Genomic DNA, 26,287 nt, shown 5'->3' on the forward strand with positions numbered 1-26,287 from the left:
GCCCCCGCACCGAAGCCGCAGATCGACGCCGCGCTGCCCCCGCCGCCACCGCCGGTGAAACCGATTGATCCCGGTCCCGCGCCGAGCACGGACAGCGGGCCCAGTGCCGCCGTCCTGGCTGACGATCCCACGATCAAGAGCCTGACCGCCAAGATTGCCGCCAACCCGGACGACGTGAACGCGCTGTACCGGCGCGGCCAGGTCTATGCCAGCAAGGGCGCCTACAACCTCGCCATCAAGGATTTTGACGACACCCTCCGGATCAATTCGAAGGATGTCGAGGCGCTGAACAACCGCTGCTGGACCCGCACCGTGGTCGGCGACCTCCAGGGCGCGCTGAAGGATTGCAACGAGGCGCTGCGGCTGCGGCCGAACTTCGTCGATGCGCTCGACAGCCGCGGCCTAGTCAACCTCAAGTCGGGTGCGGTGAAGAATGCCATCGCCGATTTCGATGCGGCCCTGAAGATCAACCCGCGCCTGACCTCCTCGCTCTATGGACGCGGCCTTGCCAAGCAACGCAACGGCTCGGCCCAGGAAGGGGCGCTGGACATCGCCAATGCCAAGGCGATGGATCCGAACATCGTTCAGGAATTCGCAAGCTACGGAGTGCGTTGATATTTTTTTGCGTTGAGGCCGTCCAAGCCTCGAACCTCGAACAGCCCTGGGAACACTAATGGGCGGATGCCGCAACAGTCCTTTTCCGGGCTTGTTGCTGGAATTTGGAAGCACGCGAGCTGGCTGCGCAGGAGGGACTGACTATGAGATCGGCTGCAAAAGGGCTTACCGCGATTCTGTCCATCATCACCGTCGGCGCCGCGCTGTCATTGCCGACTTCGGCCGTATACGCAGGCGATGACGGCAACAGCAAGAATGTCACCGAGGACGAGATCGTCCGCGCGCTGGCGCCAGCGCCGAAGAAACCCCTGACCCGCGGCCTCTCGATTGGCCCGCAGACCGAACCTGCGCCGAACGCGGCGGAGACCAAGCTGCTGCAATCCGTGCGCGGCCGCTCGACGCGCTCACTGTCGTCGACCGAGCGCGAGGAAATCGCCTCGGTCGCCAAGGACAAGCCGAACATCGATCTCGAAATCACCTTCGACTACAACTCCGCCAATATCAGCGCCAAGTCGATGTCCTCAGTGCAGGCGCTCGGCCGTGCCTTGACCAGTCCCGACCTGAAGGGCTCGACCTTCGTGGTCGCCGGCCACACCGACGCCGCCGGCGGCGAAGCTTACAATCAGGACCTCTCGGAGCGTCGCGCGGATTCGATCAAGCGCTACCTCGTCGAGAAGTACAGCATCTCCGCGACCGATCTCGTCACCGTCGGCTATGGCAAGAGCAAGCTCAAGAATCCGAGCCAGCCGCTGGCGGAGGTCAATCGCCGCGTGCAGGTCGTCAACATGGAAAACAAGACCACCGCATCGAAGTGAGCACGACGTAATCCTTTGCAGTGACAAGTCGTGATGTGGTGTAAGGTCTCGCTGCCAAAGCGCGTCCCGCAGCCTTGCGGGACGCCGCTTTATTTCAGGGAAACGCTCTGTTTGGGCCTCGCGCGGATGGCCGTGAGCCAGGTCAGGATGATTCCGCGATGAATTTGACTGAATATCTCAAGCCGGCCGGAACCGTCGTGTTCGTCGTCGCGCTCGGCGTCGGCTATTATCTGTTCGAGCATCGAAAGCGCGCCGAGCCGAAGGAGACGACGAGCGCGGCGCTCGTCATCGTGACGAAGTCGACCAATGCCTGCTTCTCCGACCTGGTGCGGGTGACCGGCTTCTTCGTGCCACGCCGCGAGGCAGTGGTCGTCGCCGACCAGGAAGGTTCCAGGGTCACCGACCTCTTGGTCACCGAGGGCACCATCGTCGCCGACAACCAGGAGCTGGCGCGCCTGACCGCGCCGCCGCAGATTCCAGGCCAGCCGCAGCGACCCGGCCCGCAAGGCCCGGTCTCGATGAAAGCACCCGCGCCGGGTCTCATCACCGAGGTCCGCACCATCGTCGGCGCGCCGACCTCGCCGCAGGCCGGTCCGATGTTCCGCATCGCGGTCAACAATGAGATCGAGCTCGACGCCCAGGTCCCGGCGGTGCACATGTCCAAGCTCAGTTCCGGCGCGACCGTGCGCATCAGCCGCGACGATGCGCCCGATTTGATCGGACGGGTCCGGCTGGTTGCACCCGAAATCGACCGTACCACCCAGCTCGGGCGCGTCCGCATCAGCGTCACCAACAATCCCTCGCTGAAGGTCGGCGTGTTCGCTCGCGCCTCCATCGATGCCAAGCGAAGCTGCGGCGTTGCAGTGCCCAAGACCGCGATCGATCATCTGACGGTGCAGGTCGTCAAAGGCAACATCGTCGAGACACGCAAGGTGCGGGTCGGACTGTCGTCCGACAGCGCGACGGAAATCCTGGAAGGGCTCGAAGTCGGCGAAATCGTCGTGGCCGACGCCGGCTCTTCGCTCCATGACGGCGACCAGATTAAGACCATGTTCGCCGATGAACTCGATCGCACGCGGGTACGCTGATGGCTCTCAATATCTCGGCATGGTCCATTCGTCATCCGCTGCCGTCTGTCGTCTTTTCGATCATCCTGCTGGTTCTTGGCTGGACCTCCTTCACCAAGCTCGCGATCACACGGCTGCCCTCGGCCGACATCCCCGTGATCTCGGTTGCGGTCTCACAGTTCGGCGCGGCGCCAGCCGAGCTCGAATCCCAGGTCACCAAGACGGTTGAAGACGCGGTCTCCGGCGTCGAGGGCGTCAGGCACATCACCTCCTCGATCACCGACGGCCTCTCGGTCACCACGATCCAGTTCGCGCTCGAGACCAACACCGACCGCGCGCTCAACGACGTCAAGGACGCGGTGACGCGCGTGCGCTCCAACCTGCCGCAGAACGTCACCGAGCCGCTGATCCAGCGCGTCGACGTCATCGGCCTGCCGATCGTGACCTATGCTGCGATCTCGCCCGGCAAGACGCCGGAGCAGCTCTCCTATTTCGTCGACGACGTGGTCAAGCGCGCGCTGCAAGGCGTGCGCGGTGTCGCGCAGGTCGAGCGCATCGGCGGTGTCGAGCGCGAGATCCTGGTCTCGCTCGATCCCGACCGCCTGCAGGCCATGGGCCTGACCGCCGTCAATGTCAGCCAGAGCCTGCGCGGAACCAATGTCGACGTCGCCGGCGGCCGCGCCGAGATCGGCAAGAACGATCAGGCGATCCGCACGCTCGCCGGCGCCAAGACGCTGGGCGATCTCGCCGGCACCATGATCCCGCTGTTCGGCGGCGGCGAGGTCCGGCTCGACGATCTCGGCACCGTCACCGACACCATCGCCGACCGCCGCACCTTCGCCCGCTTCAATGGCGAGCCGGTGGTCGCGCTCGGCATCAAGCGGTCCAAGGGCGCCAGCGACGTGAAGGTCGCCGAGGCCGTGCAGAAGCGCATCGACGCGCTGAAAGCCGCCTATCCCGAGGTCGACCTGAAGCTGATCGATACCTCGGTCGAATATACCAAAGGCAATTACCACGCGGCGATCTCGACCTTGTTCGAAGGCGCCATCCTCGCCGTCATCATCGTGCTGCTGTTCCTGCGCGACCTGCGCGCGACCATCATCGCCGCGATCTCGCTGCCGCTATCGATCTTCCCGGCATTCTGGGCGATGGACCTGCTCGGCTTCTCGCTGAACCTCGTCAGCTTCCTCGCCATCACGCTATCGACGGGTATTCTGGTCGACGACGCCATCGTCGAGATCGAGAACATCGTCCGGCACATGAACATGGGCAAGTCGCCCTACCGTGCCGCGCTGGAGGCCGCCGACGAGATCGGCCTTGCGGTGATCGCGATCTCACTGACCATCATCGCGATCTTCGCACCGGCGAGCTTCATGTCGGGCATCGCCGGACAGTTCTTCAAGCAGTTCGGCATCACCGTCTCGGTGCAGGTGTTCTTCTCGCTGCTTGCCGCGCGCTTCGTCACGCCGGTGCTGGCCGCCTACTTCCTCAAGCACAGTTCGCATGAGGAGCCTCCGCCCGGCCGCATCTTGCGGTCCTATCACGGGATCGTGGCCTGGTCGGTGAAGCACTATTTCATCACCGTGCTGATCGGCCTCGGGATCTTCGCCGCCTCGATCTGGAGCATCACGCTGCTGCCGCAGGGCTTCCTGCCGGCCCAGGACAGCGCCCGCTCGCTGCTTGCGCTCGAGCTGCCGCCGGGCACCCAGCTCGCCTACACTGAAAAGGTCACCGAGGACATCGTCGCGCGCCTGCGCAAGCGGCCCGAAGTAAAGAGCATCTTCGTCGACGGCGGCCGTGTCCCGCCGGGGACCCAGGAAGTCCGGCGCGCCGCCCTGATCATCAACTACACGCCCAAGGACAGCCGCGACATCACCCAGCGCGAGCTCGAATTCTCGATCAGCCAGGAGCTGGAGAACGTCCCCGATATCCGCTTCTGGTTCCTGGACGAGAACGGCCTGCGCGCGATCTCGCTGGTGGTGACCGGCGTCGACCCCAACATCGTCAACAATGTCGCAAGCGAGCTTGCGACGCAGATGAAACGTATTCCCACCATCTCCAACGTGATCTCGGAGACCTCGCTGGAGCGGCCCGAGCTGCGCATCGAACCGCGCGCCGATCTCGCCGCACGGCTCGGCGTCTCCACCGAAAGCCTGTCGCAGACCATCCGTGTCGCCACCATCGGCGACGTGGGACCTGCGCTCGCCAAGTTCGACGTGGGCGATCGCCTGGTGCCGATCCGCGTGCAGCTCGAAGATGCCGCGCGGGGTAATCTGAAGACGCTCGAGCAGCTCCGCGTCCCGCTCGGCGAGCACGGCGAGAAGGGCGGCGTGCCGCTCTCGGTCATCGCCGACGTCAAGCTCGACCAGGGTCCGACCAGCATCAACCGCTACGATCGCGAGCGGCAGGCGACCGTTGCCGCCGACCTCGTCGGCTCCGCCGCGCTCGGCGATGCCACCAAGAAGATCTACGACCTGCCGGTCATGAAGACCCTGCCGAAGGGCGTGAAGGTCTCGCCCTCCGGCGACGCCGAAAGCCTGAACGAATTGTCGGACGGCTTCGCGACCGCCATCACGGCGGGACTGATGATGGTCTACGCCGTGCTGGTGCTGCTGTTCGGCACCTTCCTGCAGCCGATCACCATCCTGTTCTCGCTGCCGCTCTCGATCGGCGGTGCCATCGCGGCCTTGCTCGTCACCGGCAAGCAGCTGACCACGCCGGTGTGGATCGGCATCCTGATGCTGATGGGCATCGTCACCAAGAACGCGATCATGCTGGTGGAATTCGCCATCGAATCCATCCACGCGGGCAAGCCGCGCGAGGAGGCCATGATCGACGCCGGCATGAAACGCGCCCGCCCGATCGTGATGACCACGATCGCGATGGCCGCGGGCATGATGCCGAGCGCGCTGGCAGTCGGCGCCGGCGGCGAGTTCCGCTCGCCGATGGCGCTCGCGGTGATCGGCGGCCTGATCTTCTCGACCATCCTGTCGCTGGTGTTCGTGCCCGCGATGTTCATGGTGATGGACGATTTCGGCGCCCTGATCTGGCGCTTCGCCAAGCGGCTCATCGTGCACAGCGAGGATGCCGAGGTTGCCTCTCATCACGAAGCTGGGCCGGTACCGAAGAGCGTCGCGCGTCCAGCTGCGGAGTAGGCGTACGAAGCGTGCTCATAAGCCTACTCGTTCCGCGCGATCGCCGTCAGCTTGGTCATGTTCCGCAGCAATATCCGGCCGCGCTGGAGATCGAGGATGGCGTCCTTGCGCCAGGCCTGAAGCTGGCGGTTGACGCTTTCGCGGGCGGCGCCGACGAAGACGCCGAGCTGCTCCTGCGAGATGTGGACCTCGGAACCGAAATCGGCGGCGAGCGCGCAGAGCCGCCGCGCCAGCCGCACCGGCAGCGGCTGCAGCATGGATTCCTCCATGCGCTCGCTCTGCCAGCGGATGCGCTGGCACAGCAGCGCGATGATCTTGATCGCGACCTTGGGCTCGCGCTCGAGGAAGCCGAGGAAGTCTTCGCGCCGCAGCACGAACAATTCGCTGGCCTCGCCTGCGGTGGCGTCCGCCGTGCGGTTCTGGCCGTCCAGCACCGCGACCTCGCCGAACAGGTCGCCCGGCCCCATGAAATTCAGCGTCAGCCGGCTGCCGTCGGAGGCGCCGGTCTCGATGCGGACCTGGCCACGGCGCACGCCGAACAGCGCGTTGCCGGGATCGCCCTTCTGGAACAGCACCTCGCCGTTCCCCAAATGCTGGGTGTGACAGAGATTGGACAGCCGCTGGAGCTCGTCTGCGCCGAGATCGGCGAACATCGGGTTCATCTTCAGGATGACCGCAAATTCGGCCTGCTTGCTCATGTCAATGTCCTTGTGAACGTCCCGGTCATTGTTGGCGGCAAATCGCTTGAAACCGTCAACGTCAGGATCGCGTAAAACCGCGCCGGGGAAGTGTGTCATAAGTCACATAACTTTGCAGCACCCCCTGACTATTTTTACGCGCTTGGAGCCGCTTCCCGTCCGGGGATAAACTCAAGGCGCAAAGGACGGGTCATCTGCCGGATTCGACGCCGGTTGTCCGTCGTTGGAAAGTCGACATGAGAGCATTGAAATTCGCCGGCGGGGCTTTGGCCGCCGTCATCATCGTGATCGCACTCTTGCTGGTGGTCGGGATCCCCTCGGGCCTCCTGACCTCGACGATCGCCTCGCGCGTCGAGAGTGCGACCGGCTACCGCCTGTCGATCGACGGCACCAGCAAGATCAGCCTGTGGCCGACGCTGAACGTCACCCTGAACGACCTCACGCTTGCCGACCCCCGGGATCGCAGCGGCATCACGCGCCTGACGGTCGACAGCGTGCAGGCCGACATGTCGCTCGCCAGCGTATGGTCGGGTCGCCCTGAGATCAGCGAGCTCGTCGTCACCCATCCCGTGCTCTATCAGCCGCTGCTGCGTGAGCGCCTGCCGAGTGCCGGCGCCCTGTCGAAGTCGCTCGCGCTGGATAGCAATGGCGCCACGATCGACCGCATCAAGGTCATCGACGGCGAAGTCGCGTTCTCGCGCCTGCGCGATCGTGTCGAGGGCCGCATCAGCGCCATCAACGCCGACGCGACCGTCGACCGCGACCGCAGGGTCGATATCACCGGCACCGCGCGCGTCGGCGAGCATCCGACCAAGTTCGACATCAAGGCGACCACGCCGGCGTCGCCAGGCGAACGGCCGACCGTTCCGGTGGATTTCGCCATCGACATGCCCGACGTGCTGAAATCCCAGCTCACCGGTCACGCCGAGATGCGGCTCAATGGCGATGTCGTGATGATCAACGGCGTGAATGGCAGGCTCGGCGACGGCACATTCAACGGCTGGGCTTCCGTCGACATCGCGAGCAAGCCGCTGGTCAAGCTCGATCTCGACTTCCAGCGGCTCGCGATGCCGCTGGCGAAATCGCCGGACGGCGTGTCCGGGCAGCCCTGGAGCAATGCGCCGATCGCCGTCTCCGGGCTCAACTATGTCGATGCGCAGGTGAGGATCTCCGCGAACGAGGCCGTGATCGGCGATGCGCGCATCGCGCCGCTGGCGCTCGATGCCAAGCTCGCCGGCGGCATGCTGAAGGCCGGCACCGCCAATCTCGGCGCTTATGGCGGTCAGGTGTCGGGCGAGGTGATCCTGGATGCGACCACCGGCGCGCCGAGCTTTGCCATGCATTCCGATCTCGTCGGCGTGCGTGCGCTGCCGCTGCTCCAGGGCCTCGCCGAATTCGACCGGATCGACGGCAAGCTGCAGGCCAAGCTCGCCCTGCGCAGCGCCGGCAACAGCCAGCGCGCGCTGATGGCGAACATGCAGGGCACGGCCTTCGTCAATTTCCAGGATGGCGCCATCCGCGGCATCAATGTCGCGCAGATGATCCGATCGCTGACGACGAGCACGCTGTCCGGCTGGCAAGGAAGCCAGAACGGAAACCAGGACCCCAGCCAGGAGCAGAGCACGGATCTGTCGCAGCTCTCGGCCTCCTTCCGCATCGACAAGGGCCAGGCGGTGACGACCGATCTCAATCTGATCGGACCGCTGGTGCGCGTCACCGGCGCCGGCACCATCGCGCTCGATACCAAGATGATGGGCTTTCGCGTCGAGCCCAAGCTGGTGATGACGACCGAAGGCCAGGGCCGCGCTAACGAGCCGGTCGGGTTCGGCATTCCCGTGATGATCCAGGGCAGCTGGTCGCAGCCGCGGATCTATCCTGACATGGCCGGCGTGCTGGACAATCCGGACGCCGCCTATGCCAAGCTGCGCGAGATGGGCAAGGGCCTGTTCGGCCCCGACGGCGCCGGGCTCGGCAACATCCTGGGCAACCTCGGTCTCGGTGGCACCACCGCACCTGGCGGCGGCAATGCAACCGGCAATACCAATCCGCAAGCCCAGCAACCGGGGCAGAACAATCTGCTCGGCGGCCCGCTGGGGGAGGCGATCGGCAATCTGCTCCAGCAGGGGCTTTCCAATGGCGCAGCAACCGGCACTGGCACCGGCCGCAGTCGCAGCCTGCCGGCAACGCCCTCCACACCGGCGCCGCAGGCCTCGCCAGCCCCCGCCCTGGAGGACCCGCCGCTCGCGCAGCAGGATAGTCAGCCAATGAACGACGTGCTGCGGCAGCTCTTCAATCGATAAGTTCAGGCCAATCCCCTTACATTGGCTTTCCCGTCCGCTGCCTGCTCCGAACGGATGGGGCTGCGACAATTCACCACCGGTCCACCTGCCCGGGAGACCACAGGGAGTAACCACACCGGCCGGTCCGCCGGGCGCGCGACGGCCCGTTGGCCCAAATTGTGGTAGAACGGCCCGGAAGGGCCTGTACGGCCCGTAGCGCGCAGCGTCAGTGGCGGCGCGAGAGGATCGGGATGGCAGGAGCGAACGACAAGACACGATCTCTGCGCGAGGGCCTGTTCGCCAAGTACGTCGTCTCCCTCGTCGGCCTCGTCGTGTTCGTCCTCGCCGTCAACGGCGCGATGGAGACCTGGATCTCCTACCGCGCCACAAGGACACAGCTGACCGACGGGCTGGAGGAGAAGGCGCAAGGCGCCGCCCGGCGGATCGAGCAGTCGATCTCGGAGCTCGATCGCCAGATCAGCTGGGTGACGCGGGCGAGCCAGGACACGCTGGAGAAGCGCCGCGCCGACTACGCCTCGCTGCTGCATCAGGTCTCGGTCGTCAACCAGCTGTTCCAGCTCAACGGCGACGGCCGCGAGGTGCTGCGCGTCTCCAGGCAGTCGACCACGACAGGCGGCAGCGCCGATCTCTCCCGCGACATGCGCTTCACCGACGCCGTCGCCCGCGGCGTCAGCTATGCGCCGGCCTGGTTCGCCGACCGGACGCCGTTGATGTCGATCTCGGTGGCGCATTCCGGCTTCAATGCCGGCGTCACCGTGGCCGAGATCGATCTCAGCTTCCTCTCCGATTTCCTGTCCGACGCCCAGGTCGGCAAGGCCGCCTTCGCCTATGTCGTCGACCCCCGCGGCCGGGTGCTGGCGACGTCATCGAAAGGACCCGACATCGGCAAGGACCTTTCCAAGCTGCCGCAGGTTGCGGCCGCGATTGCGCCCGGCCACGAGCCCGACACGTCGGGCACCGACTTCAACGGCCATGCGGTGATGAGCGCCGCGAGCATCGTGCCGAAGCTCGGCTGGAGCGTGCTGTTCGAGCAGCCGACCACGCAGGCCCTGATGCCGATCCGCGATCAGCTGGTGCGCATCGCGCTTCTGATCGGCATGGGCCTGTTGGTCGCGATCCTCGCCGGCACGCTGCTGGCCCGCCGCATGATCATCCCGATCACGGCGCTGCGCGACGGCGCGCACAAGCTCGGCGAAGGCGATTTCAGCCACCGCATCGACGTGCACACCTCCGACGAGCTGGAAGACCTCGCCGGGCAGTTCAACCGCATGGCCGACCAGATCCAGGAGACCTATTCGAACCTGGAGACCAAGGTCGACGAGCGCACCCGCGATCTCGCGCAGTCGATCCACGAGCTCAAGGTGCTGGAGGAGGTCGGCCGCGCGGTGGCCTCCTCGCTCGATCTCAACGCGGTGCTTGCGACGATTGCTTCCCGCGCGATCGAGATCACCCGTGCCGACGCGGTGCTGATCTACGGCTTCGACGCCGAGGCGCGCCGCTTCAACCTGGTCGAGGCTGATGGCATCGACAGATCCGCCGAGGGTGCGCATGTCACCATCGACGAAGGCGGGAACATCCTGAGCGACGCCGCCAGAAGCGGCGAGCCGATCGCGCTTGCCGAGCTCGGCGAGGCCGCCGAGCAGCCGCTGCGCGAGGTCGCGCTCGCTGCCGGCTTCAACTCGGTGCTGGTGGTGCCGCTGATCGACCAGCAGGGCACGCTGGGCGCGCTGGTGGTGCTGCGCCGCGCCGGTGGCGAGTTCGCCGGCAGCGTCATCGGATTGATGCGCACCTTCGCCAATCAGGCCGTGCTGGCGATGCGCAATGCGCACCTGTTCACCGAGGTCGATCACAAGAGCCACGCGATCGAGGCGGCGAACGAGACCGTGCGCGCCCAGGCCGACAAGCTGCGCGTGCAGACCGAGCAGCTCAAGGACTGGAACAAGTCGCTGGAGGAGCGCGTCAAGACCCAGCTCGGCGAGATCGAGCGCATCCGCAAGCTCGAGCGTTTCCTGGCGCCGCAGGTGGCGCAGCTGATCGCCTCCTCCGACAGCCCCGAGGGGCTTCTCACCAGCCAGCGCCGCGAGGTCACGGTGGTGTTCTGCGACCTGCGCGGCTTCACCGCGTTCACGGAAGCGACCGAGCCGGAAGAGGCGATGAACGTGCTGCGCGAATATCACGCGGCGCTCGGCAAGCTGATCTTCAAGTACGAGGGCACGCTCGACAAATATGCCGGCGACGGCGTGATGATCCTGTTCAACGCGCCGATCCAGTTCGAGGACCACATCAAGCGCGCGGTGAAGATGGCGGTGGAGATGCGCGATACCATCGGCCCCTTGACCGAGCGCTGGCGCAACCGCGGGCATAGCCTGGGGTTCGGCATCGGCATCGCGCTCGGCTACGCCACGCTCGGCCAGGTCGGCTTCGAGCAGCGGCTGGAATATGCCGCGATCGGCAGCGTCACCAACCTCGCCTCCCGCCCCTGCGGCGAAGCCAAGCCCAACCAGATCGTGGTGAGCCGCCGCGTCTACGGCATGGTCGAGCCCTGGGTGGAGGCGCGCGCGCTCGACGATCTCCAGCTCAAGGGATTCAATCATCCGGTCCTGGCGATGGAGATTTTGTCTTGGCGCGAGGAGGTGGAGAACGTGGTGGATGCGGGGGTGGTGCGGCGACGGGGGTAGCTCCGCTTAGGCCGCGCACTGAACTTGTAAGAAAGGCTTACAAGTTGACGCCGTCGCGGTCGAATCGAAAAAATCGAAAACAACCCTATGCACTGTAGACAGGGGCTGACGGCATGGCGCCCCCTCACGCCCCCCGCTTCGGCCCGAGCGCCTCGAACCCCGCCTTCTGCTCGTCGCTCAGATCCGCCTCGAAATCGTCGAGCGCATCAGTGACGCCGCCGACCGCTTCCAGCATCGTCGCCAGCCGCGCCTTCACCGCCGCGAGGCGGGCTTGCGGGGTCGCGGCGGGGGCGGTCGGGCAGGCGCTCAGCGTCTGCATGGTGCGCAGCGTGGTGTCCTGAAGCACCTCGAGGCGGGCGCGGGCGATCTCGTCGAGCTTGAGTGTGGCGGCGATGTCGGCGGCGGGCCATTGCTGCCGGGGGAGCTGCTCGTATTGGCGCTGCGCCTTTTCGTCATAGCGGGGATCGTAGTCGGGCTGGCAGGCCTTGGCCGCCTGCGCGTCCCTGGTCATGTCCTTGGCCGCGTCCTTCATCCCATCCTTCATCCCATCCTTGGGCTGGCGGGACGCCAGCGCGGCGCGACGCTCATTGGCGAGGGCGTTGAGCCTGGCTTTCTGGTCGTCGTTGAGCAGGCCGACGAATTTCGTCAGCGGCGCTTCGATTGCGTCCGTCGCCTTGATCATGGCCTCGAGGCGCTCGCGCATCAGGCCGAGGCGCTCGGAGGCATTCGCGGGGGCCTGCGCCGGGCAGGCGGTGCGGATGGTATCGCGCGCGGAATTCCAGGCGGATGCGAGCTCGTCGAGCGCGGTGCGCTGCAACTCGCTCGGCGCAACGGCGCTCGCGATGCGGTCGACCGGCAGGCCGCCGGTGTCGCTGGCCTCGCAGAGCGTTTCCGCGGACGGGATTTTTCGCGCGCGCCGGCCTTGCGGGCCGGTGTAGGCGGCGAGCTCCGTCGCGGCGTAGGGCGTGAAGAGTGCGGCATAGATGTCGCCGTAGCCGTAGAGCGAGACGCTGGTCGCATCGCCGAGGATGATTGCGGTGGTGAGATCGTCATGCGCGAACGGCCAGAACACCGGGCCGGTCCAGCCGTAGCTGCCGTCGGGATGGCGCCACCAGCCCTGCGCGCGGCGGCCGCCTTGCCAGCCCGCCAGCGCAGCTTGCGCCGTGAGGGCCGCACGCAGGACGTAAGGGTTGGATAATTGGCCGCGCTCGGCCCCGCGCGGGTCCTGCGACCTCAGCGCAGCGGAGCGATAGCGCCCACCACGCACGGCCATGCGGGAATGGCGCAGCCGCGACAGGCCCATCATGTGGCCGACGGCGAAACGCGCAACCCCGAGCGGACCGCCACGCAATCCGAACTGCGCCTCGGCCTTCCCGGGCAGCAGCACTGCCGCAATCACGAGAGCTGCGCCGGCCAGCGCCAAGCCCATGCGTCCCGACAAGATCGCTGACCTGACCGCCGATCTGGCCACGTCTTCCCTCCCGCGCGCGCAATGCGTCGCATCACAATGACGCGCGAGGGAACCGATTGTTCCGCGGCGATGCAGGGCAAAGCGTCGCGGCGCTCGCCGGCCATGCCGGTGCGGCGTCACTGCGCCTTTTGCGGCATCACGAACGTCTGCCCGGGATAGATCAGGTTCGGATTGTGGATCTTGTCGCGGTTGGCGTTGAAGATCACCCCGTAACGGGCACCGTCGCCGTAAGCCAGCCGGCTGAGGGCCCACAGGCTGTCACCCCGGGCGATGACCCGGCTGCCGCCGGCTTCCGGTGTGGTGGTGAGCACGTCCGCCGGCGAGGCCGATGCGACTGCCGTCGCCGCCGGCGCGTGCGCAAGCGCCCTGGGCTTCGGCCCGCCGATCAATTTCGGCCGGGCCGCTTGCCTGTCGGGCACTGACGCCAGGCGCGGCGAGGCCGATGGCAGGGCGGCCACGACCTCCGGCTTGTCGTCGGGCTTCTCGGCCTGCTTCGCCTCCTGCTTCGCGGCCGGCGCGGGCCGCGCGGGCGGCGGCGCCGCCGCGGCAATGGTCACCGGCATGGTCCGGCCGGACTCGGTGACCGTGCCGTCCGGTGCCTTGGCCCGCAGCGTCAGTTCATAAGAGCCGGCAGGAAGCTGCGGTGGGGTCATCACGAACTGGCCCGAGGCGTCCGCGACCACGGCATCGAGCGGCTTGCCGTCGCGCAGCAGCTCGACCCTTGCACCCGGCGTGGCGCGGCCCGCAATCACCGCCGCCTCGCCGTGCTCGTCGACGCGGGCGACGTCGAACCGGGGACCGCTATCCGCAACCGCCGGCGCCGGCTTGACCGGTGCGAGATCGCCGAGCGCGGCCACCTGCTTCTGGGTCTCGGCCAGCGCGCCCGCCTTCGGCTCGGAGGCCGGTGCAGGCGGCGCGCCGGCGGCAAGCTTTGGCTGTTCCGGCTTCAGCTCTGGCTTCAGCTCTAGCTTGGGCTCTTCCGCTTTGGGCTCCACCTTGAGCTCGACCCTGGCCTCAGCTTTGGGTTCGACCTTGGCCTCCGGCTTGGCGTCGGGCTTGGCATCGGGCTTGGCGGCGACGACGGTCTTCGTCCCGTCCGGCAGCAGGCGGCGCAGCTCGGTCGGGCCGATGACCAGTGCGGTGCCGACCAGCGCGAGCAGACAGAAGGCAATGAAGGCCTTGGATGCGGTGATCATCTGAAAAGGACCTTGAGTGGCAAATCAGCCGAGGTCGGCAAGGTGCGCCGATTTGGCTGCGGCAGCAAGACGGTCGATGGGACTATGCCTCCGTCCCAGCGCGTGGCGGAATGAACCGGAGCCATCCCGCCGGCGTCCAATTATCGAGGCCATATCGCGGCATTTCTTCAGGGAATTTCTCGTGACCGTATTTTTTCGCACCGCGCCATGGCTGGCGCTGGCTCTGACGCTGGCCGCTTCCCCCGCACTCGCCGCCTCCGGCCCGCCGCCAGGTTACATCCTCACCGACAATGCCGATCTCGCCTTCACCTCGCCCGACGGCGCCACCAGGCTCGAGCAGTACATGAAAGACAGTGAAGATCTTTTCGGTGTCAAATGGCAGGTCTGGGCGCGACGCGGCGAAGAGAGGACCGAGCTGAAGCCCGAGCAGGGCTATCCGGCCGGCTTCCGTTTCACGGGCGACTCGCAATGGCTGGTGCGGATGCAGAAGACCGGCTCGGGCGAGCAGGATTTGTTTCTCTACCATTTCGAGAGCGGCGCCTTCGTCAACGCGACGAAGAAGCCGCTCAGCGATCTCGCCTGGACCTATTTCCACAGCCGGCCCGACACGAGGAAGATGAAGCTCGACTACCACATCTCGGCCAATCTGATGAAGGGCACCGAAGATGGCTATCGCTGGCTCGGCGTCGACTGGCCCAACAACCGCTACCTCCTGATCTCACTGTCGGGCGAGATGGACAAGCATCCGAAGACCGTCGCCGTGAAGGGATTGGCGGATTGGAAATGCCGCTATGACCTCAAGACCGGCAAGTTCGACGTGCCCAAGATGTTCGCCAAGGGCAATGCGGAAGCGCTGAGGTGGGAGATCAAGCGGTGAGATCTCACCGCCTCCACAAGATCGACATGCCCGGGCTTGTCCTTTGGCTTGTCCTTGGCTTGTCCCGGCCTTGAGAGTTCGAGGCGCTCTACCAGCCGCTGGTCGACCTCGCAGCCGGCACGAGGTGCGGCGCCAGCTCGGATGCAGCCAGATGCAGGGCTGGCCATTCAGCCCGGCGGTGCCCGCGGCGAAGTTGAAGCAGCTGCTGGCAGCGCAGGCGTTCGCGGCCTAGCGGGAATGTCCGCTCCCCAAGGGAGCGGACACCAGGGCCGGCGTCGAGCTCGTCGACGAGGCTCGACAAGCGATCAGGTTTCGCGGCGCATCGCTCGTGGTTCTCGTCACCCCCGGTTGGATCGGCCTGCGGCGCTCGGCACGGGCGTGTTGAGCAGTTGCTGCTCCCACAGGAAGGCGATGCCGCTGCCGGCGGCATGCTGCACAAGCAGCTCCGAAAGCTCGGCGGCATGCTCGGTCCGGGCCCAGTCGCGCTGCCACTCCGAAGCCACTGCCAGCCACGTCATCATGTTCGCGCCGGCCGCGATCATGCGCTGGATGGCGACCTCGTGGGCCTCGACCGAAGTGCCGCCCGACGCATCGGTGACAACCGTCACGTCCCAACCTTCGCCGAGCGCCTGGATCGCCGGCATCGCGACGCAAATCTCGGTCCATAGGCCGGCGATGATGAGCTGCTTGCGGCCGGTGCGCTTGACCGCGTCGACCACCTTTTTGTCTTGCCAGGTGTTGATGAATGTCCGGTCGATCACCTCCTGACCGGGGAACACATCCGTGATCTGGGGGAAGATGAGACCGCCGCGATCGGCGATCACGCTCGTCAGGATGGTAGGAACGCCGAACGCCTTCGCGGCCTTTGCCAGCGCCGTCGAATTGTTGACCACCATGTGCGGATCGTGGCTGTTCAGATTCGAAAGCTGGTAAGGCTGGTGGTCGATCAGAACGAGCACCGAATCTTCCGGGCGAAGAAGCGAAGCAAGGCCATTGCGAAAGCTCATGAATACATCCTCTCTTGTGGCGAGACATGCGCCGACTGCGGCGCCGTGCCCAGACACTTGTCATTCCTGTTCGTGATACGATAGCGCCCTATTCTGCCAAGCTGTGTCGCAAAGTGGGGAACGCCGAATTGGACATTGAAGACGTGATTACGTTCGTCGAAGTTGCCGATGCTGGAGGCGTTTCGGCCGCCGCGCGCCGGCTCGGCGTCTCGAAGTCGATCGTCAGCCGGCGGCTGCTCCGGCTTGAAGCGGAGCTAGGTGCCCAGCTACTTGCAAGAACCACCCGTGGCGCCGCTCTCACAGAAGCCGGGATCACGTTTCGAAACCATGCAGCCATCGTCCGCGCCGAGATCGACGCGGCCAAGGAAATAATCCGGCCCGTGGGCGATCTTCGCGGCCGCCTGCGAATCTCTGTGCCGCTTACTTTCGGTCCGACCCACTTCGCTCCCATACTCGCAGAAATGGCGCGACGTCACCCGCAGCTTCACATCCACACTGCCTATAGCGATCGCTTCGTCGATATCATTGCCGAGGGATTCGATTGCGCCATTCGGGTTGGTTATCTTCCAGACTCCAACCTGATCGCGAGACGTGTCGGGCCGATCTACGGGAAGCTTGTCGCGAGCCCGGACTATATCAAGGCGCACGGTGCCCCGGTGACGCTGGACGAGCTCATCGCCCATGAAGCGCTGATGCAAGGCACCGAAACCTGGCAATTCATGGATGGAGACGAAATCGTCACCGTTCATCCGCGGGGTCGCTTCAAGGCCGACAACGGCACAGCTCTCGCCGTCGCCGCGGCAGCAGGGCTCGGCGTCGCCTGGCTTCCCGATTGTGTGATCCATGAATACCTGGCATCGGGCGCGCTTGTTCCGGTCATGACACGCCATCCACCACCTTCGGCAGGTGCATACGTCGTTCGCCCGCCGGGCCAACATCCCTCACGGAAGGTACAGGCCCTTACTGAATTGTTGATCGAGCGTCTCGAAGAAAACCCGCCCCTTGCGTGAGCCGCCCCTGCCCGAATGACCAATCGAAACACGCAAGGGGCGGCGTATGCCAGCCGGTCTAGCCCGCAGAGGACATTGCGGTCCGGTTCTCAGCCATTCGCCTGAAAGCGAGCCGGCTCGCCCGTCCGCTGCCTAGCCTTGAAATTTAGGATCAAACCTCGGACCTCGCCGTTATCGCCTCGCTGAGACGGTCGGGAACTCCGGCCGGCGGGCACCAGTCAACATTGCATCACGCGCGCCGCAGGCGGCTTTTCGGCCACGCTGTGGCGCGCGTCTGCGTGAAACGAGCGAGGTGACATGGCGATCTTGGCTTCCAGACTGATCCCTCTCGTCGCGGTTGCGGCCATCATCGGGCTCTCCGCGGAGGCCCGCGACGACGGGCGCTACGCAAACTCCCCCCTCAAGGGCTGGTTCGAGAGCCTGCACAGCAAGGGCGGCGGTCCCTGTTGTGCCGACGCCGACGGCACTGCGCTGGCCGACGTCGACTGGGAGACGCGGGACGGACATTACCGGGTGCGGCTCCTCGGCAACTGGATCGATGTGCCAGACGACACTGTCATCACCGAGCCCAACCGCGCCGGGCGCACCATGGTCTGGCCTTATTACGTCAACGGCCGCCCCATGATCCGCTGCTTCATGCCCGGCAGCATGACATGAACCGGGACGAGCTCCGCGGGATCAGAAAGCTCACATCGATCGTCGGGCCGCCCGCACTTCGGCGAATTCAGCGTCGGGGTGGCTGACGATGGTGGCGACCATGATGCCGCTGATGATCAGCGACCAGGCGGTGTCCCAATAGATCCAAAACACGAGCCAGCCTCCCTTTCCATCTCTCACGCCCGCCGCACCTGGGCTAACGGCGTAACGATGCCGCCGTTCCCGGCGCGAGGCCCGCCGCGATGGCTGGCGGCGAGGTGCTATTTTGGTTTGGTCGGCGGCGGCGCTCGATCGGTTTGGCGGTGTGGCGCTTTGCCACGATGGACCATGCTCGGGCCGCCCGTCCGGCCCGCATCTGCCCTCCCGCATGGCGGCGGCGCGTCAACTCGCCATCCCGCGACCGATACGATTTCGGCATCGATCGATCCCAATTGGAGTTTGGTGCGGCGGCGCGCCTCCCGCTATCCTCGCCGGCAAAACGACAATGCCGTGACCCGGCTTTCAGGAGGAGCCCATGTTGAGACCGATCCGACGCATCGCATCGCGCGCGCCATTCGCTGCGATCGCCACCACCCTGCTCGCTTCGCTCATTCTCATTTCTGGAGTCCGTGCCGGCATGGCCGAAACCTTCGCCTATGTCGGCAACGCCGACAGCAACGACATCAACGTGTTCAAGATGACCGAGAGCGGCGAGATGACGCTCGTGCAGACGGCCGCCTTCAAGGGCGTCGAAAAGCCCGGCTCCTCGACGCCGCTCGCGATCACGCCCGACCACCGCGTGATGATTGCCGGCATCCGTTCGCAGCCATACCTCGCGGTGAGCTTTGCGATCGATCCCAAGACGGGCCAGCTCAGCCATCTCGGCAACGGACCGCTCGCGGACAGCATGGCCAATATCGCCATCGACCGCAGCGGCAAGTTCCTGTTCAGCGCCTCCTATGGCGGCAACAAGGTCGCGCTGAATCCGCTTCTTGGAAGCGGCGTCGTCGCCGAGCCCAAGCAGGTGATCCCGACCGGGCTGAACGCCCACGCCTTCCTGCCCTCGCCCGACAACCGCTTCGTGTTCGCGACCAATCTCGGCTCCGACCAGATCCTGAGCTTCGCGTTCGATGCCGCAGCCGGTACGCTCACGCCGAGCGATCCGCCGGCCCACAAGGTGCCGGAGAAATCGGGACCTCGGCATTTCGTGTTTCACCCGGGCGGCAAGTTCGTCTATCTCCTCCATGAGCTGAACGGCGACGTCGCGGTCTTCACCTATGAAGCCAGGAGCGGCGCATGGGACGAGATCCAGCGCACCACCGCGCTGCCGGAAGGGTTTTCCGGAAAACCTTGGGCCGCCGACATCCACATCAGTCCGGACGGCCGCTTCCTGTACGCCTCCGAGCGCACCACCAACACGCTCACCGCCTACAAGGTCGATGGGTCAAGCGGCAAGCTGACCACGATCGGCAGCGTGCCGACCGAGAAGCAGCCGCGTGGCTTCCAGATCGATCCAAGCGGGCGCTACCTCGCCGCAGTCGGCGAGCTCTCGGACGGCATGACGGTCTATGCCATCGACCAGAGCAGCGGCGCGCTGGCCAGGCTGAAATCCTACCCCACCGGCAAGAAGCCGAACTGGGTCGAATTCCTTAGGCTGCCGTGAGAGGCCGCGGCGACGGACCTACGTAAACATCCGTAATTTCGCAGGGTCCGCCTTCGGGTCATATCACTGCGCATGGACCGACAGATTGTCTTCAAATGCCCTCAGACCGGCCTGAACGTGCAGTATCGGCTGACCGACGAACCGGCTGATCGCACCCACGTGTCCGTATCCTGTCCGGCCTGCACGCGGCTGCATCTGATCGATCGGGCCACCGGTAAGCTGCTGGGTGATCGGCGCGGCTGACGGTTAACGCCGACCTGCGGCCTGTGCCGTGACGTCTTCGGAGCGAACCTGTTCTCCAATCCCGCGACTCATCAAAGACTTGCCGCGACTGCCAGCGGCGGCGCGGCGTCCTGTTTTGAGACGACGCCCCCGTAGTGCGGGCGGCGGCCATCTGCTATCGATTGGAGGCATAGCCCTGTGGAATTTCCGATGCGTCATTTGTCCCGCGCCGTTGTTCGAAACCTCTGTCCCGCAGCCGTCGCCGGCCTGCTCGTCTTCGGCCCCTATCCGGCCGGCGCCGCCGACGACGAGGCGCCCAAGGGGCCGGCGGTCACGGTGCTGAAAGTCGCGAAATCCTGCTTCTCCGACATCGTCGAGGCCACCGGCACGATCATCGCGCGGGAGGAAACCTCGGTGCGGCCCGAGCGTCCCGGCCTGAAAATCACGGACCTACTGGCGGAAGCGGGCGATACCACCACCGCCGGCCAGGTGCTGGCGCGGCTGGCGCTGCCCGAAGGTGGCACGCTTCAGGTCACCGCACCCGTGGCGGGCGTGATCGCGACCTCGACGGCACAGATCGGCAACTTCGCCTCGGCCAAGGGCGAGGCGCTGTTCACGATCGTGGCGCGCAGCGAATACGATCTCGTCGGCCTCGTGGCCACCACCGATGTGCGCAAGCTCGCAGTCAATCAGCAGGCCACCGTGCGGATCGCGGGCGCCGGCGACATCAGCGGCAAGGTGCGCCGCATCGGCCCGACCGTCGAGCCGAACATTCAGCAGGGGATGGTCTATATCGGCATCTCTTCGCAGAAGCGGCTGCTCCTGAACGCGAGTGGGCGGGCGCTGATCAAGACCGGGCAAAGCTGCAACGTCGCGGTGCCGCTCACCGCCGTGCAATATTCATCCGCCGGCACCGTGGTGCAGGTGATCCGCCGCAACCGCGTCGAGACCAAGCGTGTCGAGATCGGCTTGATGTCGGGCGGCAATATCGAGGTCCGCGACGGCCTCAACGACGGCGATGTCGTCGTCGCCCGCGCCGGCGCATTGCTGCGCGAAGGCGATCCGGTGCGTCCGGTGATGGCGAGCGCGGAAGCGGTGAAGTAGGAGTTGGAGAAGCGGGATGCTTCACCCTCCCCTGGAGGGGGAGGGTCGGCTCACATTGAGCGCAGCGAAATGTGAGACGGGGTGGGGTGACAGTCTATCCATTGAAGCGGTGCCCGAGTGGAGAGATCACCCCACCCCGGTCGCGCTTCGCGCGATCGACCCTCCCCCTCCAGGGGAGGGTAAAAAAACTAGCCGCCGGCTTCGCCGAAATGGACGTCTTCGAGCAACGATGACGATACGGTCGGGACCTGGTCGCCTTCGCTGGCGCGGGAGATGGCGAGGCGGGTCTTGTTGAAGACGCTCTCGGCGCTGCCCTGCTTACTGAGATTGTTGAGGAACTCGCTGACCAGCACGCTGTGCTCGCCCTTGCCGTCGTCGACGACCTTGCCGGGCGAGGCAGAGGTGAGGATCAAGGCATTGTCGGACGCGCTGATCGGCGCGAGACCGTGGCTGTAGGAGCGGAAGCGGCGCTCATAGGGGTTGCGGCGGGAGGCGTCGACCACGACCAGCTTGGCCTTGGCACCCTGCTCCTTCATCATGTCGAGCACGCCGTCGATGGAGATGCCATGGCGGCGGACGTCGCTTTCCTTCCAGATCACGGCGTCGACCGGCAGCATGTAGCTCTCGCGGCCGGCCTGCACGCCGTAGCCGCCGAAGAACAGCATGACGACGCTGTCGCGCTTGATCCGGGACTTCAGGCGGCCCACGGCGCGGACCATGTCGTCCTTGGTCGCGTCTTCCACCATGTCGACGTCAAAGCCGTTCTTGCGCAGCGACGAGGACAGCGCGCGGGCGTCGTTGATCGACTGCGTCAGCGGCGCGTTGGCGTCGGGATAATGTCCATTGCCGATGACGAGCGCGAGGCGCGAGCTCTGGCCGATCGAACCGGTGATCTGTTCCGTCGTCACAGCCTTGGCGGCATCGATCGCACGCATGTTGAGAGCAGCATGGGCGCCGATCACGAGCGACACCGTGCCGATGAGGGCTGCGGCGACGGCGATCGTACGTCGGGAAAACTCGAGCTGCTTTAAATTCATCTCGGTTCGTTTCCTGTGCCAAAGACCAGCCAAGCGCGCGCACACTGTTTGAGTAGCGCGATAGCGTCTTTAGGTTTGAGGGATTGGCCGGGGAAGTGCCCCCGAATTGCGCGCAATTTGCGGCGCCGCACCAAACAAACCCTTAACCGCATATAGGCCCTGGGGCAATAGATTGCTCAAAATTTGAGCTAAGTAGCTGAATGTGTTGGTTAATTCTCCGAGCCGGTTTCCTGCATTTTTGGTTCCCCCGTAGCCTTCCGGAGGCCGACTATGCAGCCCTCGTGCCTGATATTTCCGTGACCTCCATCACATTTGTATTTCCCGCGAATCCGGGTAGCTTTTTCAACGACTTGCAGGGGGTGGCGCGCAGATGAGAGCGTGCCGGCCGTCCCCGACCAAGGCCCCCGCGACCAGGTATTTCATGAGCTTTCATTATTTTGCCGGCGCCGCCTGCCGGGCGCTGACGGCGCGGAAGGACGGCCCCTCGCTTTACGACGTCTGCGATCCCGTATTGTCCGGAACGGTCAGCGGCGATCCGCATCTGGCCAAATTCTACAAGACCGCACTCGGCAATCCCGCGCTGCGGATACTGCTCCGCCGCGCCGGCCTGCCCGAGCTGCGCGACGAGGCCAGGCTGAGCCGGCTGCGCGAGGCACTCACCCACGCCCGCGACGAGGTCGAGCCCGACTGGGCGGCGGTGGGGCGGCCGATCGCCGATCTCGTCGACAGCATCGCGCTCGAGCATCCCAAGCCGCCGCCGGTGCCGTTCACCGCCGCCCTGCCGCAGAGCGCGCAGATCGACGGCGCGATCCGCGACTGCGCGCAGCATCTGCTCGGTTCGTACCGCCGCAACGGCTTCCTGCCGACCTATGCCGCCTTCAACCTGATCGGCGACCCCGACTTCCGCGGATGCGAGCTGATCATGGCGCTCACGGGGCTGAACGCGCGCGGCTACAAGAATTCCTCGCTGCTGTTCAACCTCGCCCGCGTCTTCATCGCGCGCTCGCAGGCCCGCGCCGTGGTCAATCCGCCCTGGAAAGGCATTGCCGAGCCGATGTGGGAGCCGGTGCAGATCCGCCACCGCTCGGCCTATTACGACGCGTTCTTCATCGAGGCGCTGCTGAGCTATGTCGAGACCGGGCTCGCCGCACCCGCCGACAAGGTCGCGGCCGAGCGTGCCATCGCCGACATGGTCGATTTCTGCGTCAACATCAGCCGCGAGGAGGTTGAGGGCATCGACGGCGCGCGGTTCAATGTCATCACCGCACTCGCGCCGGCGCCGCATCCGCGCTTCTCCCGCTTCTTCGCGCAAATCAAGCAGGATCTCGGCTTCGGCATCTACGTGCCGGATTGCGACACCACGGCCTGCTCGATCTCGGCGGCGACGCAGGCCGGCTGCACCGATCCGATCATCGACCAGCCGCTGCTCGACTTCTATGCCGGCTACCAGGTGCGCGCTGGCGTCAACGCGCCGCGCGTGACTGTGCCGCTCAACGACCATATCGACTATGAGGGCGGGGTCGCGACCTGGATCGACAATCTCGCAGGCGATCGCCCTTACGGCAACGATCTCGACCCGACGCTCAATCTCGACATTCTCGAGGTGAGCTTCCGCAATTTGGCGCGCTGGAAAATCCTTGAGACCCCGGCGCGACTCGCCACCGTGCACCGGATCATCGGCTTCCAGAAGCGCCTGGCGGCGAGCGGCGCCTTCGCCAATCCGCGCTCGCATATCTATTACCTGCCGGAGCTCTACAGCGCCTATTTCGGCCGCTGCTATGCCGCCTTCCTGGCACTGCCGCTGGCGGCGCAGGCCGCGATCGATCCCGACGGCGATTTCGATTTCATCCGCCACCGCGTGCTGTCCTACGTCAAGGGCGAGCTGATGGCAGCGGAGATGAACGTGTTCGACGCCGCGCTGGCGCTGATCGCGCTCGGCCATCTCGGCGCCGACCCGCGTGCCTTTGCACCGGCCTTGAACGTCATCATCGCGAGCCTCGGCGAAGGCGGCCGCCGCGGCCCGTTCCGCGCCTATGAATGGAACAAGATGAAGACGCCGACGCGGATTCTTGTTGGCGGACCGGAGGTGACGTCGGCGTTCGTGCTGATGGGGCTGGCGGTAGCGAAAAGGGCGATGGCGCGGGGGTGAAATGAGTCACGTGCCCCGGACGCAGCGCAGCGCTTCTTCAGCGGTGCGCTGCAGAGCCGGGGCCCACGCCAAGACCGGCGCTCGCAAATTTCTGGGTCCCGGCTCTGCGGAGCGGCGTTACACGCCGCACCGCGTCCGGGACACGAGACTGAGGTTCAATGACGGGAAGTTGAAAGCCTGTCTGTTCGGCATAAGCTGGCCCGATGGCCAAAAGCCGACCACAATTGCGCCGTCTATCGAGATGTTCATCACACCTGGCCCGGCATGTTGCGAAGATTCCTGATTGCGCTTGCGTTCCTCGCTCCCTCGCTGGCGCACGCCGCCGACATCAGCGGCACGGCGAAAGTCCGCGCCGGCGATACCGTGGTGATCGGCAACACGCGCATCCGGCTCGGCGGCATCGACGCGCCCGCGGTCGACCAGCTCTGTCTCAACACCAAGAGCGAGCGCTGGACCTGCGGCGTCGCGGCCCGCGACGAGCTCGCCAAATACGCCGAGGGCAAGACCTGGGTCTGCCACACGAGGTCGATCGACCGGCGCGGCCGCACCGTGGCGCGCTGCGACGTCGGCGGCGAGGACATCCAGAAATGGCTGGTGCACAGCGGCTGGGCACTGGCCTACACCCACATGTCCCGCGACTATGAGGCGGATGAAAAAGCCGCGCGCGAGGCCAAGGCCGGAATGTGGCAAGGCGCCTTCATCGCGCCCTGGGACTGGCGTGTCCGCAACAAGAAGACCGCCATCCTGGGCGCCGCCAAGCCGCCGGAGGGCGCGCATGCGGTGCTGCTCGCCTCGGCCTCGGGGCCGGTCGCGCCCTCGCCGGACTGCACCATCAAGGGCAATGTGAACAGCGCCGGCGAATGCATCTATCACCAACCGACCAGCCGCTGGTACACCCAGATCAAGATGAAGATCAGCAAGGGCACCCGCTGGTTCTGCTCGGTGGAGGAGGCGGAAGCCGCCGGCTGCCGCGAGACAAAGCGATAACCCACCTCAGACCTGCATTTTCCGTGCTTTTCCTGGGCGCCTCCAACGCGTAGAAACATAAATCATCAACCTTCCAGACCGTCTTCACGACACAAGGACCAACAGCAATGACCGTTCGCGCGGGCCGGGAATTTCTGGCCATCCCCGGGCCCACCACAATGCCCGACGAGGTGCTGCGGGCGATGCACCGTCCGGCGATCGACATCTACTCCAAGGAGATGCTGGATCTGACCGAGAGCCTGCTCAGCGACATCTCGAAATTGTTCGCGACCAAGGGCAAGTCGTACATCTACATCGCCAACGGCCACGGCGCCTGGGAAGCGGCGCTAAGCAACGTGCTGTCGCGCGGCGACAAGGTGCTGGTGCTGGAAAGCGGACGCTTCGCGATCGGCTGGGGCAATGCGGCGGCGCTGATGGGCGCCGAGGTCGAGGTGCTCAAGGGCGACTGGCGCCGCGCGGTGCGGCCGCATGAGGTCGAGGAGCGCCTGCGCCGCGACAAGGAGCACAGGATCAAGGCCGTCGTCGTGGTCCAGGTCGACACCGCCTCGGGCGTGCAGAACGACATCGAGGCGATCGGCAAGGCGATTAAGGCCAGCGGCCATCCCGCGCTGTACATGGTCGACACCGTGGCCTCGCTCGGCTGCATGCCGTTCGAGATGGACAAATGGGGCATCGATGTTGCGATGTCGGGCTCGCAGAAGGGCCTGATGACGCCGCCCGGCCTCGGCTTCGTCGCCGCCAATGCGCGCGCGCTCGAGGTGCACAAGAAGGCGAACATGTCGACGCCCTATTGGAGCTGGAGCGAGCGCGAGGGCACCGAGAACTATCGCAAATATGCCGGCACCGCACCGGTGCATCTGTTGTTCGCGCTGCGCAAGGCGATCGACATGCTGCACGAGGAGGGCCTCGAGAACGCCTTCCGCCGCCACAGCCTGCTCGGCGAAGCCGCGCGCCGCGCGGTTGCGATGTGGTCGGAAGGCCAGGTGCTCGGCTTCAACGTGGCCGAAGCCAGCGAGCGCTCCAACACCGTGACCACGGTGACCATGAGCAACGGCCATGACCCGGCGGTGCTGCAGCGCTATTGCAAGGACAAGTGCGGCGTCGTGCTCGGCACCGGCATCGGCGATCTCTCCGGACAAGCCTTCCGCATCGCCCATATGGGCCATGTCAACGCGCCGATGCTGCTCGGCACGCTGGGCGTGATCGAGATCGGCCTCAACGCGCTGAAGATCCCGCACGGCAAGGGCGGGCTGGAAGCGGCGGTGGCGTATCTCGGGGACGAGGTGGCGGTGTAACGTAACACGCCAGCCACAAGCACCGCTGTCGTCCCGGACAAGCGGAGCGCTGGCAACGCGCCGCGTTGTCAGCGTGGAGCGCAGATCCGGGACCCATACCGCGTGATCTGTCGATAAGGCACAGCGCGAGTACAGAAGACTCTTAACTGCGCATCTTCGCCAAACTCCTCCCTGTGGTTGATGGTGTGGACGGCCCCCTACGGCATCATTTGTGCCAGAATGAGGTTGTCACACACTCATTCACAGGAGCCGTCCGTGAGCCAGATTATCCGCATTGGGATGGATACGTCGAAGCATATTTTCCA

General features: G+C 65.6%; 21 protein-coding genes. 15 read left to right on the forward strand and 6 right to left on the reverse strand.

Going from position 1 to position 26,287, the window contains the following annotated elements; genetic code table 11:
• From CVM73_RS36940 to CVM73_RS36955, 4 genes are all read left to right on the forward strand, one after another.
• On the forward strand, positions 1-615 hold a 615-nt coding region (locus tag CVM73_RS36940), incomplete at its 5' end, for a tetratricopeptide repeat protein (protein WP_146006727.1).
• A 143-nt stretch (positions 616-758) separates the two neighbouring features.
• Positions 759-1,430 carry an OmpA family protein gene (locus CVM73_RS36945; protein ID WP_100236667.1) on the forward strand — a complete coding sequence of 224 codons (672 nt, stop codon included), beginning with the start codon at positions 759-761 and terminating at the stop codon, positions 1,428-1,430.
• 158 nt (positions 1,431-1,588) lie between these two features.
• Positions 1,589-2,518 (forward strand): RND family efflux transporter, encoded by a 930-nt coding sequence (locus tag CVM73_RS36950; RefSeq protein ID WP_100236650.1) that lies wholly within the window; start codon positions 1,589-1,591, stop codon positions 2,516-2,518.
• A complete protein-coding gene (locus CVM73_RS36955; RefSeq protein ID WP_100236651.1) occupies positions 2,518-5,652 on the forward strand; it encodes an efflux RND transporter permease subunit in 3,135 nt (1,044 codons plus the stop codon). Before CVM73_RS36950 ends, CVM73_RS36955 begins: the two co-directional genes overlap by 1 nt.
• Positions 5,653-5,675: 23 nt before the next feature.
• On the opposite strand, the gene CVM73_RS36960 is transcribed toward CVM73_RS36955, so the two are convergent.
• Positions 5,676-6,350, reverse strand: a complete 675-nt coding sequence (locus CVM73_RS36960; RefSeq protein ID WP_100236652.1) for a Crp/Fnr family transcriptional regulator — start codon at positions 6,348-6,350, stop codon at positions 5,676-5,678.
• 236 nt (positions 6,351-6,586) lie between these two features.
• On the opposite strand from CVM73_RS36960, the gene CVM73_RS36965 reads away from it, so the two are divergent.
• Entirely contained in the window at positions 6,587-8,650 is a 2,064-nt protein-coding gene (locus CVM73_RS36965; protein WP_100236653.1) for an AsmA family protein, read from the forward strand.
• A gap of 230 nt (positions 8,651-8,880) precedes the next feature.
• Positions 8,881-11,328 carry an adenylate/guanylate cyclase domain-containing protein gene (locus tag CVM73_RS36970; protein ID WP_100236654.1) on the forward strand — a complete coding sequence of 816 codons (2,448 nt, stop codon included), beginning with the start codon at positions 8,881-8,883 and terminating at the stop codon, positions 11,326-11,328.
• Positions 11,329-11,452: 124 nt separating this feature from the next.
• Here CVM73_RS36970 and CVM73_RS36975 read toward each other — a convergent pair whose 3' ends face one another.
• Entirely contained in the window at positions 11,453-12,757 is a 1,305-nt protein-coding gene (locus CVM73_RS36975) for a Spy/CpxP family protein refolding chaperone (protein WP_100236655.1), read from the reverse strand.
• A gap of 158 nt (positions 12,758-12,915) precedes the next feature.
• Positions 12,916-13,995, reverse strand: a complete 1,080-nt coding sequence (locus tag CVM73_RS36980) for a LysM peptidoglycan-binding domain-containing protein (RefSeq protein ID WP_100236656.1) — start codon at positions 13,993-13,995, stop codon at positions 12,916-12,918.
• A gap of 181 nt (positions 13,996-14,176) precedes the next feature.
• Between CVM73_RS36980 and CVM73_RS36985 the strand changes: the two genes are divergently transcribed.
• On the forward strand, positions 14,177-14,872 hold the full coding sequence (locus tag CVM73_RS36985; RefSeq protein ID WP_100236657.1) for a hypothetical protein: 696 nt from the start codon (positions 14,177-14,179) through the stop codon (positions 14,870-14,872).
• Positions 14,873-15,210: 338 nt separating this feature from the next.
• Here CVM73_RS36985 and CVM73_RS36990 read toward each other — a convergent pair whose 3' ends face one another.
• A complete protein-coding gene (locus CVM73_RS36990; protein ID WP_100236658.1) occupies positions 15,211-15,879 on the reverse strand; it encodes a hydrolase in 669 nt (222 codons plus the stop codon).
• 128 nt (positions 15,880-16,007) lie between these two features.
• Here CVM73_RS36990 and CVM73_RS36995 point away from each other — a divergent pair, with 128 nt between their 5' ends.
• Together CVM73_RS36995 and CVM73_RS37000 are read left to right on the forward strand one after the other, a co-directional pair.
• Positions 16,008-16,889, forward strand: a complete 882-nt coding sequence (locus CVM73_RS36995; RefSeq protein WP_100236659.1) for a LysR family transcriptional regulator — start codon at positions 16,008-16,010, stop codon at positions 16,887-16,889.
• Positions 16,890-17,186: 297 nt separating this feature from the next.
• Positions 17,187-17,546, forward strand: a complete 360-nt coding sequence (locus CVM73_RS37000; RefSeq protein ID WP_100236660.1) for a hypothetical protein — start codon at positions 17,187-17,189, stop codon at positions 17,544-17,546.
• 30 nt (positions 17,547-17,576) lie between these two features.
• On the opposite strand, the gene CVM73_RS41590 is transcribed toward CVM73_RS37000, so the two are convergent.
• Complete coding sequence (locus tag CVM73_RS41590; protein WP_256375944.1) at positions 17,577-17,699, reverse strand: hypothetical protein; 123 nt, start codon at positions 17,697-17,699, stop codon at positions 17,577-17,579.
• Positions 17,700-18,060: 361 nt separating this feature from the next.
• Between CVM73_RS41590 and CVM73_RS37005 the strand changes: the two genes are divergently transcribed.
• The 3 genes from CVM73_RS37005 (at position 18,061) to CVM73_RS37010 (ending at position 20,514) form a co-directional block, all read left to right on the forward strand.
• The gene (locus CVM73_RS37005) at positions 18,061-19,188 is read left to right on the forward strand and encodes a lactonase family protein (RefSeq protein ID WP_100236661.1); all 1,128 of its coding nucleotides are present in this window, start codon (positions 18,061-18,063) and stop codon (positions 19,186-19,188) included.
• A gap of 72 nt (positions 19,189-19,260) precedes the next feature.
• Positions 19,261-19,431 (forward strand): hypothetical protein, encoded by a 171-nt coding sequence (locus CVM73_RS40580; protein WP_167407275.1) that lies wholly within the window; start codon positions 19,261-19,263, stop codon positions 19,429-19,431.
• A 189-nt stretch (positions 19,432-19,620) separates the two neighbouring features.
• Entirely contained in the window at positions 19,621-20,514 is an 894-nt protein-coding gene (locus tag CVM73_RS37010) for an efflux RND transporter periplasmic adaptor subunit (protein ID WP_167407276.1), read from the forward strand.
• Between the two features lie 188 nt (positions 20,515-20,702).
• Here CVM73_RS37010 and CVM73_RS37015 read toward each other — a convergent pair whose 3' ends face one another.
• Positions 20,703-21,551 (reverse strand): caspase family protein, encoded by an 849-nt coding sequence (locus CVM73_RS37015; protein WP_100236663.1) that lies wholly within the window; start codon positions 21,549-21,551, stop codon positions 20,703-20,705.
• A gap of 421 nt (positions 21,552-21,972) precedes the next feature.
• Between CVM73_RS37015 and CVM73_RS37020 the strand changes: the two genes are divergently transcribed.
• The 3 genes from CVM73_RS37020 to CVM73_RS37030 all read left to right on the forward strand — a co-directional run bounded on the left by CVM73_RS37020 (position 21,973) and on the right by CVM73_RS37030 (position 25,982).
• Positions 21,973-23,700 (forward strand): hypothetical protein, encoded by a 1,728-nt coding sequence (locus CVM73_RS37020; RefSeq protein ID WP_100236664.1) that lies wholly within the window; start codon positions 21,973-21,975, stop codon positions 23,698-23,700.
• A gap of 264 nt (positions 23,701-23,964) precedes the next feature.
• Entirely contained in the window at positions 23,965-24,687 is a 723-nt protein-coding gene (locus tag CVM73_RS37025) for a thermonuclease family protein (RefSeq protein WP_100236665.1), read from the forward strand.
• A 107-nt stretch (positions 24,688-24,794) separates the two neighbouring features.
• Positions 24,795-25,982 (forward strand): pyridoxal-phosphate-dependent aminotransferase family protein, encoded by a 1,188-nt coding sequence (locus tag CVM73_RS37030; protein WP_100236666.1) that lies wholly within the window; start codon positions 24,795-24,797, stop codon positions 25,980-25,982.
• Positions 25,983-26,287: the final 305 nt, after the last annotated feature.

This window comes from Bradyrhizobium forestalis (assembly GCF_002795245.1).
Taxonomy (GTDB): domain Bacteria; phylum Pseudomonadota; class Alphaproteobacteria; order Rhizobiales; family Xanthobacteraceae; genus Bradyrhizobium; species Bradyrhizobium forestalis.